At 44.8% G+C, this 13,943-nt stretch carries 9 protein-coding genes, 1 tRNA gene and 1 other annotated feature; of the genes, 3 read left to right on the top strand and 7 right to left on the bottom strand.

Annotated features, from left to right (window positions below):
• Positions 1-11: 11 nt before the first annotated feature.
• A protein-coding gene (locus C6W44_RS01210; protein WP_413772327.1) for an IS3 family transposase occupies positions 12-1,195 on the top strand; the annotation gives its coding sequence in 2 pieces (ribosomal slippage) (positions 12-261 and positions 261-1,195; 1,185 coding nt in all).
• Positions 251-367, top strand: a sequence feature (AL1L pseudoknot). It overlaps the preceding gene by 117 nt.
• A 215-nt stretch (positions 1,196-1,410) precedes the next feature.
• On the opposite strand, the gene C6W44_RS01205 is transcribed toward C6W44_RS01210, so the two are convergent.
• From C6W44_RS01205 to C6W44_RS01195, 3 genes are all read right to left on the bottom strand, one after another.
• Positions 1,411-2,622 carry a glycosyl transferase gene (locus tag C6W44_RS01205; RefSeq protein WP_105243894.1) on the bottom strand — a complete coding sequence of 404 codons (1,212 nt, stop codon included), beginning with the start codon at positions 2,620-2,622 and terminating at the stop codon, positions 1,411-1,413.
• 297 nt (positions 2,623-2,919) lie between these two features.
• Positions 2,920-3,723, bottom strand: a complete 804-nt coding sequence (locus C6W44_RS01200) for an HAD-IIB family hydrolase (protein WP_105243893.1) — start codon at positions 3,721-3,723, stop codon at positions 2,920-2,922.
• Positions 3,724-4,153: 430 nt separating this feature from the next.
• Positions 4,154-5,278, bottom strand: coding sequence for a hypothetical protein (locus tag C6W44_RS01195; protein WP_158676683.1), 1,125 nt, complete (start codon positions 5,276-5,278; stop codon positions 4,154-4,156).
• A gap of 382 nt (positions 5,279-5,660) precedes the next feature.
• Between C6W44_RS01195 and C6W44_RS13535 the strand changes: the two genes are divergently transcribed.
• Positions 5,661-5,978, top strand: coding sequence for a transposase (locus C6W44_RS13535; protein ID WP_105243891.1), 318 nt, complete (start codon positions 5,661-5,663; stop codon positions 5,976-5,978).
• Positions 5,979-6,065: 87 nt separating this feature from the next.
• On the opposite strand, the gene C6W44_RS01185 is transcribed toward C6W44_RS13535, so the two are convergent.
• Positions 6,066-6,142 (bottom strand) — tRNA-Val (locus tag C6W44_RS01185).
• Between the two features lie 376 nt (positions 6,143-6,518).
• On the opposite strand from C6W44_RS01185, the gene C6W44_RS01180 reads away from it, so the two are divergent.
• Positions 6,519-7,496 (top strand): glutathione S-transferase family protein, encoded by a 978-nt coding sequence (locus C6W44_RS01180; protein WP_105243890.1) that lies wholly within the window; start codon positions 6,519-6,521, stop codon positions 7,494-7,496.
• 163 nt (positions 7,497-7,659) lie between these two features.
• Here the strand turns inward: C6W44_RS01180 and hemB are convergent, their stop codons facing one another.
• From hemB to C6W44_RS01165, 3 genes are all read right to left on the bottom strand, one after another.
• Positions 7,660-8,667: a porphobilinogen synthase gene (gene hemB / locus C6W44_RS01175; RefSeq protein ID WP_105243889.1), complete on the bottom strand. Its 1,008-nt coding sequence runs from the start codon at positions 8,665-8,667 to the stop codon at positions 7,660-7,662.
• Between the two features lie 206 nt (positions 8,668-8,873).
• Positions 8,874-10,664 (bottom strand): efflux transporter outer membrane subunit, encoded by a 1,791-nt coding sequence (locus C6W44_RS01170; protein WP_105243888.1) that lies wholly within the window; start codon positions 10,662-10,664, stop codon positions 8,874-8,876.
• Positions 10,661-13,936, bottom strand: a complete 3,276-nt coding sequence (locus C6W44_RS01165; protein WP_105243887.1) for an efflux RND transporter permease subunit — start codon at positions 13,934-13,936, stop codon at positions 10,661-10,663. The genes C6W44_RS01170 and C6W44_RS01165 overlap by 4 nt, the downstream gene beginning before the upstream one ends.
• Positions 13,937-13,943 lie beyond the last annotated feature (7 nt).

Raw genomic sequence — 13,943 nt, 5'->3', positions numbered from 1 at the left:
AATTATTCTATATATGTCAACACACCCTAGTTGAAGCTAAAGACGACTACCCATCCACATGGTCAGCCATCAAAGCCATAGCACCAAAGATAGGTTGCACGCCTGAGACCTTACGATCATGGCATAAAAAGCACATTGATAAAACCATTCCTGCAAAGATTCAAGCTCAAAGCCAAGCCGAGCGCATCAAAGAGCTTGAACGTGAGAACAAAGAATTAAAACAAGCCAATGAGATCATAAGGAAAGCAGCCGCTTTTTTCGCCCAGGCGGAAATAGACCGCAAACCTTAGTGATGGTTCAATTCATCGACGAGAATAAATCTATTTATGGCATTCCAGCTATTTGTAGAGTCTTGCCGATTGCCCCATCCACATACTATCGTACCAAAGACTTAAACGACAATCCGGAGAAGCGTTCACAGCGTAGTCAGCATGACGATTTCTATCTAAATGAAATCAAACGTATTTGGAAGGACAGCAAATGCCGTTATGGTACTCGTAAAGTCTGGCAACAGTTGAAAGCAGAGGGTATACATCCTGCACGTTGCACTGTAGAGCGTTTAATGCGTCAGCATGGAATGCAGGGTATTTGGCGAGGTAAAGGTAAGATAACGACTAAGTCTCGTGACGATCAAAAGCGTGCTGATGATTTGGTTAATCGTAACTTTAATGCCCATCGCCCTAACCAACTATGGGTTGCTGATTTTACCTATACAAAGACACTGAGTGGCTGGGTATATACCGCCTTTATCATTGATGTATTTGCTCGTAGCATTGTCGGTTGGAAAGTATCTAATCGCATGAACACGGATATGGTTATGGCTGCGCTAAATCAGGCGATAGCAGACAGGAACAACCCTAAGGATGTCATTCATCACAGTGATCGAGGGGTTCAGTACTTATCCATTCGCTATACTGATAAGATGGCTGATTCTGGCGTCATTGCATCTGTTGGCACGACAGGTGATTCATATGATAATGCGTTGGCTGAAACGGTTAACGGACTTTATAAAACAGAGGTGATTGAATATTTAAAACAGCAGTGGCGGGATGCGTGTGATGTTGAATTAGCAACCCTTGAATGGGTCGATTGGTTTAACAAAACTCGCATTCATAGTACGATTAGTTATGTGTCGCCTTTTGAGTTTGAGAGACGAAACTATGATAGTTTTATTGAGTCAGACAAAGCTGCCTGACTCAAGCAATCAAGTCTCCGATATAGTCGGGGCGGTTCAGTTAACATGTTTTTGAAGCCTTTTTGGTAGTTCCGCTAGGGTTATAGCCTAAAGATAAGTAATTAAAAATGAATATACTACGTTAACCTTACACAGAGTAAGTACAATTACATTGAGTTAGACCGTTACTATCAACAGCTTAATGAATCACTTATTCCGAACTGGGGTTATAACTATCATTTTGACTCCTCCTTTATCATCGCTCTAAATCTATCGGAGAATTCAGGTAGAACGGAGCGCACTGTAATCCACGGAGAGAGGGAGGCAATACCCATTGGATCCTCATAAAACTCAGTTGCAGCTTCTTTGATAGCCTCTTCAAAAGCTTCGACTGCACTTATCTCATCTTGACGGTTATACTCAAGGGCATTTATCTTACTGAGTGCATTGTACTTTGAAATCTCAATACGCGACTGCTGGTAGTATGAAGCAAGGAGTGTTTTAAAAGAGGCTTCTGAAAAAACCACTCCCTCTTGAGCTAAAATTCTAAAAAGAGTTTTAGCTATATCGTGTGCCATCTTGTAAATGCCACCACCTTCACTTTTTGAGCCTAAGTCTTGATGTTTATGCTCATAACTCTCCATGATTTCTGTTTGACAGATACGACGGCTTGAGGTGTTGTTATAAATTTCTGAGAGTGTTGAAACCTCAAGCCCCCAAGTAGGAGAAATTGCAATACCACGACCAAGAGAGCGGATAAATGCGAACTCTCCAGAGAGGGCATAACGAAAACTCTGCATATACTCCAAGTACTGGTTTGAGCCAAAAGTGATCTTGAGGGCTTTTATGAGTGGTGTATAAAAAAGACGGGTCACACGACCGTGGAGCTTGTTTGTAACGCGAGAGTAAAAGCCTTTGTTAAACTCAAAATCAAGTCCTGGGTGTACTATGGGGTAAAAAAGCCGTGCAACAAGCGCTCGTGAGTAGTTTACTATGTCACAATCATGCAGGGCAAAAGCATAGTTATCTTGATCTGTGAGACCATAACCTATCATTGTCCAGACATTACGTCCTTTTCCTGGAGTGTCTAAACCAGGAAAACCCTCATCTGTAAGCTCTTTATATATCTTTTTTATATTTGGACCATCATTCCAAAGCACATCAACATTACACTCCAAAATGCTCATACGTTTCTTTACTTCTAAATACTGCTCTTTAGTTGCACAGTCGAGTCCAAGTATAACTTTATAGAGATACTTCACGTTTTTAAGCTCATCAATAATAGTCTGCATCGCTGGCGTTTCAAACTCTGAGTAGAGAGCGGGAAGCAAAAGCACCATATTTCTGCGTTTTGAAAAGTGCAATAATTCTTCTTCTATGCTTTCTAAGGAGCGATTTCCCACATCTTGTAGTGTTGTTATAACGCCGTTTTGAAAAAAATCTGACATCTTATTCTCCCTTTAGATGTTATCTCATATGACTAGACTGCCATGATTTTTCAAAACCTCGCAGTGACAGCAAGTGTCATTGCAAGCGAAGCGCGGCACTCTAGCCTTCACGGTTACCTTTTATTATTATCGCTACATCTATCATATTTGTGCCACTACAGTCTTATGTTTAGGGGGGTACCATATTTCTTGCTACCTACACCTAAAGTCTTTTCTTTAAGCTAGCCATATTTTGAGACGAATTTTTTTAGCAAAGACGCCTCAAGTACATCGGCAAATATCTCTCTTGCAAGCGCTTTAGAGTCCATCAAATATCTCCAGTATAGAGCTATTCCAACCTTTTGGTCCTGGGTAGTCTGCTTTTTTTATATCTGCGTTTCCTATGGCACTAAAAGAGCCATCATAGAGGGGAACTAATACACCAATATCTGCTTTTTTTATCATAACAAAGTCATTTGCACTATCCCCAAGGGCTATCTTGATACACTTTTGTTTGTAATACTCTTCATACATGTGAGCAAGTGTAAGCATGGCGTTTGCTTTGTCTTGTAGGAGTGAGACAAGGTGGAAAAACCTTCCCCCTTTTACTATATCGAAGCCCTCTTCATTTGCCTCTTTTTTAAGAGCCTCAAGCTCTCTTTCGTCTTGCATCAAAAAAGGCTCACTAAAGTCGCGTTTCATGGCATTTAAGCTCTCTTCTCTTGGCAAACCTGTATGATGCATGACTTCGTCAACACTCATATCTCCAAAACCTTTTATAGAGTAGCTGTGTTTCATGTGTGTGAAAAAAAGTCTTAGTTCTGTGTAGGAGTAAGCCTTCGAGAATTTTATCCACTCCTCTTTAACCGCCATCTGTCTTGCAAGTACAGACTCTGAGGGCACAAATATCCCAGCACCATTTTCAACAATAAAAGGCTGCCGAATGCCTAACTCCTTTTGAAGCACCACTACTTCACTAAAGGTTTTGCTCGTAGCGATAATGAGAGGAATTGAGCGATATTTTAAAAGTGTTAAGGCCTCTTTTGCAGGAGCGAAACTATAATTCTGGTGATTGAGTAGTGTTCCATCTAAATCGGTAAATACAAGATATCTCTTTTTCATAGCAGTAAGATACAACGCAATTATTTGTCATGGTCGACTTATTTCAGACCACTTCTTAAAGGCTTTTATTGAAGTAAACGCAGTCGAAAATGCCATGAGACCTCTTATGGTATCTAGCACTTTAGAACAACGCTTTGAGCAATTACTTTATGGACTAACAACTTGGGTTTATTACAACTTAGATTAGGGGCTGTATAGAACTCAAATCAGCGGCAACCAAATAAAAACACAAGCTATTATGATCGCAGCACCGTAACTGTCTTTAAGCTTATCATGCTGAAAGCACTTACTATTTAATAACGCAAACATACAATCAATTTAGTAAACACCAGTTTATCAAAAAAAATCTGCTTTTGGGGCTTAGATAAGTCTAAACGTCTTTATACTGAAGGTATCGGACGTTATATTAAAATTTTTTGAGACAAGAAACTTAATTTGCAATAGATAATGTTTCATCTGTAATCAGCATCATATGCACAAAAAACCGTAGTAGCGGTGAGTATTGCCATTTATTCGTCCGTTCTCTATGGTCTTGACTAGCAATACCGATATAGAGAGCATTTTTCGACTCATTAGATTGCTGCTTAATGTCTTGATAGTCAGTAGATGAAATAGTTTTCATCAATAAAGCTTCGTTGCTACTTATTAGCCAACGCTTCAAAGGTAACAGCTTCTCAGCGATATCAATGAAACGCTGCAACGCCTTCTCATCTTCTGTTCTAAATGGTAGGTATGCTCTGCTAACAGACAGTTTTTCACGACATATCTCAATAAACCAAGTCCAGTCAGTCCCTGACTTTTCTCGTAGACGGTAGGCATTATTTAACAAAAGCGATAGCAATCTTAAATCACTTTGGTATTGAATGTTCAGTGGACTCAGTACAGGGGTGTTTGAATCTGATAGCTTAACAAAGCGAGGTTTGCCGCGTTTGGTAGTGATATCGGTAATCTCGCTGGCACGTTTTATTAAAATATTTGCATCGTGAATAGAAATATTTGCCAACTGGGCCGCTTTACTTAAAGGCATCTTTTTATCATAGGTCTGTAGTAGCAGTTGTACTCGGTTTAGACCATAACGACCAAACAGCTCATTATTGGCTGGCGTATTGGTACTCAAGAGAAATTGCTTAGCACGGCTTTCGATCGTAAATTTCGGTGACTTGCGTTTGCCTTCTATGATATTTTTAAATAACAGCTTACGTATACTAGGCATATTGATCATACCGTTATCATCAATGTCAGCATTATCACTGATCTGTCTTGGGCTAATTTTAGTAGATTTGGTAATGTTACACAGTGTTTGTTTGGGTAGTCCGATGTCAGCAACACTCAACGCATAAGTAGCCATCAGAGTAGCAAAGTGATTGTAATACTCAAAGCTCCGCTCAGGCGATAAGTGCCCCATAATACCTGATAGAGCGTACCAGCGATCTTGTCCCTTGGTATGCTCCCCGAGTAGGCCTTCTTTTATACGCAATACGTCGCTTTCGTCATAATCGGTGAGTGCTTCTACGAGATCTGAATGGCCTACTAGCGCTAAAGATAGGTTGCTCACTGCCGTATGCCTAAACCCATGAAAAGTATGCTCTGCTACATTATCATCTACCGATATGTCTTTTAAGACTCGTTTGAGTAACTGCAACGGAACATGGTCATCAATAGGGCGCTGATCCGATGATAAGGTAAAGATAAATTTGTTTGAACTGTCGCCAATATTACTCTGCACAAAATTAATAAAAAAATTCGAGCCTTTCCCAAACTCTGTGTAACTGCTTATAATCCAATGTAAAGGAGAATATAGTTAGCTGAATGTAAAACTGTTATGGATTTAAACGCGCTACTGGTATAAATTTTACTTGCGTGCTGCGTTCCCAGAGGCTGCGCAAAATTCATCCCAGTAGCGCTATGACATTTTTAGAGTGTATCGACTATAAGCAATGACAAAAGAAACAGAACTAAAGAAATTAGCCGAACAAATGGCTAAACACGTTGGAAGCTTCGAAGACATCAAAGCATTTCAAAAAGAGCTCATGCAGTCATTTATTGACACTGCCTTAGAAGCCGAGATGGAAGATCATCTAGGCTATCCTAAGCATGAAAAGGCGGATAAGCAAAACAAGCGCAACGGTCACACTAAAAAGACAGTACGCAGTGACACAGGCGATCTTGAGATATCCACCCCCAGAGAGGGCGCATTTTGGGCACACAGGTTTTTCAACAATAATTTTTTGATGTCTTACAGATATAAAGTTTAGTTGAAATTAACCTTTCTATTCCGCCACAGCCCTTATATTACGGGCATAAAAAAAGCCCCAATCTTAAAGATTGGGGCTTTTCGAATCTGGTAGGCGTAACTAGATTCGAACTAGCGACCTCTACCATGTCAAGGTAGCGCTCTAACCAACTGAGCTATACGCCTATTTAGGTTGAGCATTTTAGCAAGTTTTTAAGACTTTGCAAGCCTTTTTTATAAAAAAATTGAATTATTATGAAAATACTTATAATTCCTTCGATACTGAAGCTTTTTATGGCCTTTTCTCTATAGTTTGGCGACTGCCAGCGATTTATCTGATGCGTTTGGATGGTGTTCTGTGAGTGATAAGCATTAAGGATAAAGCTGCATAGAGATATCACCGGTATTGATGTTACTATGGTTGTCATAATGGCTCAGTGGTTTTCATAAAAGAGCAATGGTTTTGATCAGAGGTCGTTGTACAGACTGTTTTGTTTGATGTCAGGACTCAATGATGACGTTGACAAGGCTATGATGATATTAACGTAGAATGGGATAGGTTATGGGATTATTAGTCGAGGGAAAGTGGCAAGATCAGTGGTATGACACAAAATCCAGTGGGGGGCGTTTTCAGCGTGAGGACGCAGGCTTTAGAAACTGGGTGACCGCAGACGGTAGCGCAGGCCCATCAGGGGTAGGCGGTTTTAAAGCCGAGCCAAACCGTTATCATCTGTATGTATCGCTGGCTTGCCCTTGGGCGCATCGCACCACCATTTATCGTAAGCTCAAGGGCTTGGAGGATATGGTGTCGTTGTCGGTCGTGCATCCGTTTATGGGTGATAATGGCTGGACGTTTGCCGCGGGTGAGGGCGTGATTGCTGATCCGCTACACGATGCCGATTATGCTTATGAGATATACGTTGCGGCGAAGCCTGATTATACAGGGCGCGTCACGGTGCCTATCTTGTGGGATAAAAAAACCAACACCATCGTCAGCAATGAGTCATCAGAGATTATCCGTATGTTTAACACCGCCTTTGATGAGGTTGGCGCGCGTGCTGGTAACTTTTTGCCAGCAGAGAGGTTGGCCGAAATCGATGAGATCAACGATAGGATCTATACAGCGGTAAACAATGGCGTCTATAAGGCAGGGTTTGCTACCACGCAAGCTGCTTATGAAGAGGCAGTGACGGCGCTATTTGAGGCGTTAGACATGCTCGAGGCGCGCTTGTCCCAGCAGCGCTACTTGGTCGGCCAGACGATCACAGAAGCAGATTGGCGTTTATTTACCACGCTTGTGCGTTTTGATAGTGTGTATTTTGGTCATTTTAAATGCAACATACGCCGTATTGTTGATTATCCCAATCTATGGGGCTATCTACGAGAGTTGTATCAAGTGCCAGGCGTTGCAGAGACGGTCAATATGACGCATATCAAGCAGCACTATTATGGCAGTCATGCCAATATCAACCCAACACGTATCGTCCCTGTCGGGCCTGCGATTGATTTTCATTCACCACATCAGCGTGATAAGACATAAGTTTGTCTCAAAGTGACCATTTATTAAATTGTCAGTGTGTTTAAGAGGTTCACTGACATAGGTTAACTGATACTGATAAAAAAACACCACAACAAAAAATGCCCCAGCTGACCGATGTGAGCTGGGGCGTTTTTGAAAGATAAACTACTGGTTAAACTTATCTTTAAGCGTTATTTAGCTGGCGCGCTGCCTCTAAGGCAAAATAGGTCAAGATACCGTCGGCACCCGCGCGGCGAAAGCCAATCAAAGACTCTAGGATCACCGCATCAGTCAGCCAGCCATTTTGAATCGCGGCCATATGCATGGCATATTCGCCAGATACTTGATAAGCAAAAGTCGGTATGCCAAAGGTGTTTTTGACTTCGCGAATCAAATCCAGATAAGGCTGACCGGGCTTAATCATCACCATATCGGCGCCTTCGTTGATGTCCATGGCCACCTCGTGTAGAGCCTCGGCGCGGTTACCAAAGTCCATTTGGTATTGTTTTTTGTGCCCACCTTTTAGGTTGCCTGCACTGCCGACAGCATCACGGAATGGTCCATAATAAGCCGAGGCGTATTTGGCAGAATAAGCCATGATAGCGGTATTGACAAGACCTTCGCTCTCAAAGGCATCACGCATGGCTTTGATACGGCCATCCATCATGTCACTTGGTGAGATGATATCAGCGCCAGCCTGTGCATGGACAAGGGCTTGCTTGACCAATACCTCGATGGTGGCATCGTTGATGACATAGCCACTATCGTCGAGCAGACCATCTTGGCCATGTGAGGTATACGGGTCCAGTGCCACGTCAGTCATCACCACCATTTCTGGTACGGCGTCTTTTACGGCTTTTACAGCGCGCGCTGTCAGGCCATTTTTATCGTAGGCTGCTTTGCCGTCTGGGGTTTTTAGGGCGTTGTCAATGACGGGAAAAATATCGATGGTTGTGACGCCCTCATTTAATAGCGCTTTGGCATAATCGATCAGCAGATCGATAGATAGACGCTCGACCCCTGGCATGCTAGAGATAGCCTCACGCTGATTTTTACCTTCTAAGACAAAAACAGGGGCGATAAAGTGTTTGGGGTGTAGCTCCACTTCACGAATCATCGAGCGTACATTGTCGTTATAACGCAAGCGGCGTAAGCGAGTGGCAGGATATTGACGGTTAAAGGTATAGCTCATAATCATTCCTTATATTTGTTTTGTTTGATGGGTTTACATGTTTTAAGCGTTGTCGTCTGATACGGCTATGTGAGGCTGGCTAGTATGGTCTGACTACTATACCCAATAGCCGCGGTCAAAAGCAAAAAGCCCTACCAAGTCGGTAGGGCTGATGGTACGTATCGACTGTCAAGGTGAGGGCATGGCCTTGCCCTCGTTAAGACTGCTTATGGTTCAACGATCTGGGTCACAGGGACGGTCTCTGTACTGGTGTCAAAGGTGGTTTTTTCGGTGATCACCCCGACTGCAGTATCTGTTTTACCATCGTCATTGACATCGACCACCGCGGTTGGCTCAAAGCTCGCGGTCTCTTTGGCCTGCGCTTGCTTTATTGCACCTGCTTCTTGCGGCGAGGCTACCCGTGCTGAGCTGGCAGCCTCGATAGCGTTTACTGCTTTTGCTTTGTTGGTGCTAGCAGGTAAGTTGACCAATTGTACCAAGTTTTTATGCGGTACGGGAATGGCTGTTGGTACATCAAGGTTGGCACCGCCACCGAGCGCTTGGTATAGCTCGATTTGGCTGACGATTTTTTGTAGCTCCAAATCCAAGATACCTTGCTGAGTTGAGAACAGCGAGCGCTGGGCATCGAGTACGTCTAGATAGTTTGCGATACCAGCCTTAAAGCGTGCATCTGCTATCTGATAGGTCTGCTCAAAGTTGTCTTGTAGACGATACTGTGCTTCGAGCTGCTGTCCTAGCGTCGCACGTGTGGCCAATACATCTGACACTTCACGGAAGGCAGTTTGGATAGATTTTTCGTAGTTTGCCAAGGTCTGCTCGCGCTCGATTTTGGCCACGTCGTAGTTGGCATCTAGGCGACCTGCATCAAAGATAGGCACGCTAATACTTGGGCCAAATGACCAGCCCACCGAGCCGCTCTTAAACAAGTCATCCAAACTACCACTACTCACGCCCACACTACTGGCTAGACTGATAGAGGGGAAGTAAGAGGCGCGTGCCACTTCGATATTGGCACCAGCCGCTTTGAGGCTGTACTCTGCTTGTAGGACGTCAGGGCGATAACGCAGCAGCTCACTTGGCAAGCCGGCATTAAAGATCTGCTGGCTTGTGATATTGCTGACGGCAGGCGCTGGAATCAGCTCATTTGGAATCGGGGCGCCAATCAGATACTGCAAGGCATTACGCGAGGTCAAAATACTACTCTGGGCGCGTAGTACCGCCAGTCTGGCATTTTCTAAAGACGCGCTGGCCTGTAATGAGGGCAGTTTGGGATCGACCCCAGCTTCAAAGCGTTTGTCGGCAATAAACAGCGAGCGCTCACGGCTTTCAGCAGTGGCTTCTGCCAGTTTTAGCTGCGCCAAGCTATAGCTTAGGTTGGCATAGCTTTGGGCGATGTTACTAATCAGGCTGATTTGCGTGGCGTCTTTGGCGGCGCTCGTCGCTAAGAAATTTTGCAAGGCTTGATCTTTTAAGCTGGCAATTTTACCCCAAAAATCCAGCTCATAGTTGGCCAAGCCTAGGTTGACGTTATAGCTGCTATTGGGGTTTTTGTCGACGCTATTTTGCGCTTGACGCGTGTAGCCTCCACTGGCGTTGATCGCAGGCAAATCATTGATGTCAGTGATTTGATATTGCGCGCGCGCTTTTTCGATAGCCAAACGGGCACTCTCAAAGTCTTTGTTATTTTCCAGTCCTAACGCAATCAGACCTTTTAGGCGCTCATCGCTATAAAAGTCCTGCCAGCGCTGTCCTGCGATACTTGGCTGCTCGCCACTACTGACGGTTTCTTTGTCAAATGCGCCGTAGGTTTGCTCAATCGGCACATTGGGCTCAGCCAATACAGGACGCATATCCGCCTTTGGAATGGTATTACAGGCTGCCATACTCATAGCCAAAAAGCTCAGGCCAAGTAGGCGCGATGATTTACCAGTAGCTAGTAAAGCTTTAGAGCTTATCGCTCTTACGGCTGAGTTAGAGGTTAAGAATAAAGAACTCATTGTGTATTATCTCCAAGGCTTACAGGCTGATAACTCGCAGGAGGAGTTAATGATTGCTTATCTTCTGTAGGGGCAGATGGGACCGGATTATCACCGCCGCCGTTACCACCTGGATGGTTATCATCATCCCCTTTACCATTGTGAGCTTCATTGCCCTTATAAGGAAACATGCTGCGCACCCAAATATAAAACATAGGAATAAAGAAGATGCCGAGGAAGGTAGCGGTTAAGACACCACCGACCACACTGGTACCAATAGCATTCTGACTGCCTGAGCCTGGACCGTTCGCCAAGAATAATGGCACAACACCGAGCCCAAAGGCAAGTGAGGTCATGATAATTGGACGCAGACGTTGACGTGCTGCGGTCATGACGGCCTCTGTCAGACTATAGCCTTCTTCTTGGTGTTCTTTGGCAAATTCAATAATCAAGATGGCGTTTTTGGCGGACAAACCAACGACGGTGAGTAGACCCACTTGCAAGTAGATGTCGTTAGCAAAACCGCGTAACCACGTAAATATCACCGCACCCAATACCCCAAGTGGAATAACCAATAGGACAGAGAAGGGGATAGACCAGCTCTCATATAGTGCCGCCAAGCACAAGAATACGACAAGGATTGAAAGCGCATAAAGCATCGGCGCTTGGGCACCTGACTTTTGCTCTTCTAATGACATGCCCGTCCACTCATAGCTGATGCCTTCAGGCAACTTGTCAATCATCGCTTCCATTGAGCTCATCGCTTCACCAGTACTCAAGCCTGGAGCGGCGCTACCCTGAATATTCATCGAAGGTAAGCTGTTATAACGCGTCAGACGCGGTGACCCTGATTGCCATTCACTGCTAGAAAATGCATCAAATGAAATCATGTCGCCCGTATCATTACGTACATACCACTTACCGATGTCATCAGGATTGGTACGGCTACTGGCTTCACCTTGAACATAGACACGCTTGATACGACCACGATCGACGAAGTCGTTGATATAGCTCGAGCCCCAAGCCGTAGAAATAACACTATTGATGCTGCCAAGCGATAGGCCATAAGCCGCTGCTTGCTCTTGGTTGATATTGACCTTGAGCTGCGGTGAGTCTTCTTGTCCGTTAGGACGCACGCCAGATACTTTATCGTTCTGTGCTGCCATGCCTAAGAGCATATTACGGGCTTCAAGTAAGCCTTCGTGTCCAAGGTTGCCACTGTCTTGTAGCATCAAATCAAAACCACTGGCATTACCAAGCTCAGTAATGGCTGGCGGCACGATGGCAAATACTTGAGCTTCATTGAGCTGTGTGACGAAATAACCCATGGCACGACCAGCAACGGCTTGCGCGGTGTTTTCATCGCCTGAGCGCTCTTCCCAATCTGACAGTCGAACGAATGCCAGACCCATGTTTTGGCCTTGACCTGCAAAACTAAAACCAGCAACGGTAAAGACAGAGGCGATATTGTCGCCTTCTTGTGTGTCGTAATAATTACTGACTTTATCGAGCACGTCTTGTGTTTCATCTAGCGTGGAGCCAGCAGGAAGCTGGACTAAGGTAAACATAATACCTTGGTCTTCTTCTGGCAAAAACGAACCTGGAATACGCAAGAACACCACTGCCATAATACCGATAATGGCGGCATAACCGATCAGGTACAACCACTTAAAACGAATACTTTTGCCGACGAAGTTTTCATAAGAGCGGCTGAGTTTAAAGAAGCCGCGGTTGAACCAGCCAAAGAAGCCTTTTTGTTGTTCAATACTGCCTTTTTCATGGCTCTTACCACGTTTTAGCAAGGTCACACATAGGGCAGGGGTGAACACCAATGCCACCATGGCTGACAGCGCCATGCTCGTGATCAAGGTGATAGAGAACTGACGATAAATAACACCTGTCGAGCCGCCAAAGAAGGCCATCGGTACAAATACGGCAGACAAAATCAGCGCAATACCAATAACGACCTTACTGATCTCGCCCATCGACTGAACGGTTGCATCTTTGACTGAAATATCAGGGTCTTCTTCTAATATTCGCTCGACGTTTTCGACGACAACGATCGCATCATCAACCAGTAGACCGATGGACAGTACCATTGCAAACATCGTCAATACGTTGATACTAAACCCTGCGACATACAACACCGCAAACGTACCTAAGAGTACGACAGGGACAGCAAGGGTTGGAATGATGGTGGCGCGCCAGTTCTGCAAGAAGACAAACATCACGATAAAGACGAGTACAATCGCCTCGATAAGTGTCTTGACGACTTGCTCGATTGATAAGCGTACAAAGGGCGTGGTGTCGTAAGGGACAACAGAGCTTAGACCTGCTGGGAAGTTGGTTTCTAGCTCGGCCATACGTGCGCCGACCGCCTCACGGGTCTCTAGCGCGTTTGCGCCTGCAGCCAATGAGATACCTAGACCTGCCGCCTCTTGACCGTTATACAAGGAGATGATGCTATAGTTTTCACTACCAATCTCTACGTCTGCGACGTCACCGAGACGTACCTGCGCGCCTGAGCTGTCTGTCTTTAGTAGAATGTTTCTAAACTCTTCTGGAGTCTGAAGATAGCTTTGTACACTGACGGTGGCATTGATAACCTGCTGATCAGTGTCGGCTGGCGCCTGTCCTAATTGACCAGCTGAGACTTGTGCGTTCTGCGCGCGTACAGCGCTGACCACGTCAGATGGCATCATGTTATAGCTACGCAATCGCGCAGGATCTAACCAGATACGCATGGCATAAGAGGAGCCAAACACTTGCACTTCACCCACGCCTTCTACGCGGCTAAGCTGATCGACGACGTTTGAGTTGATGTAATCGGCAATATCAGCACGATCCATACTGCCATCTTCAGAAATAAATGCCTGCACCATCAAAAAGCTGCTGGAGGACTTATTAACGTTGACACCTTGACGCTGAACAGCCTCAGGCAACGCGCTCATCGCCGCTTGCAGTTTATTTTGTACTTGTACTTGCGCCGTATCAGGGTCGGTACCGTTCTCAAAGGTAAGCGTCACTGAAGCGCTACCGTTTGAGGAGCTCGACGATGACATATACATCAGCCCATCAAGGCCCTTCATACGTTGCTCAATGATCTGAACAACGGAGTCTTCGACGGTCTGGGCGTTGGCACCAGGATAGCTGGCACTCACCGAAATCGTCGGCGGTGCAATACGTGGATACTGTTCGATCGGTAGATTGATGACCGATATCACCCCGATGAGCATGACCAAAATAGCCAGCACCCATGCAAAAATAGGGCGATTAATAAAAAAACGTGACATAGTATAT

Origin of the sequence: Psychrobacter sp. Marseille-P5312 (assembly GCF_900291405.1) — a bacterium.
GTDB classification, from domain to species: domain Bacteria; phylum Pseudomonadota; class Gammaproteobacteria; order Pseudomonadales; family Moraxellaceae; genus Psychrobacter; species Psychrobacter celer.
This window is presented reverse-complemented; position numbering and strand designations above follow the sequence as displayed.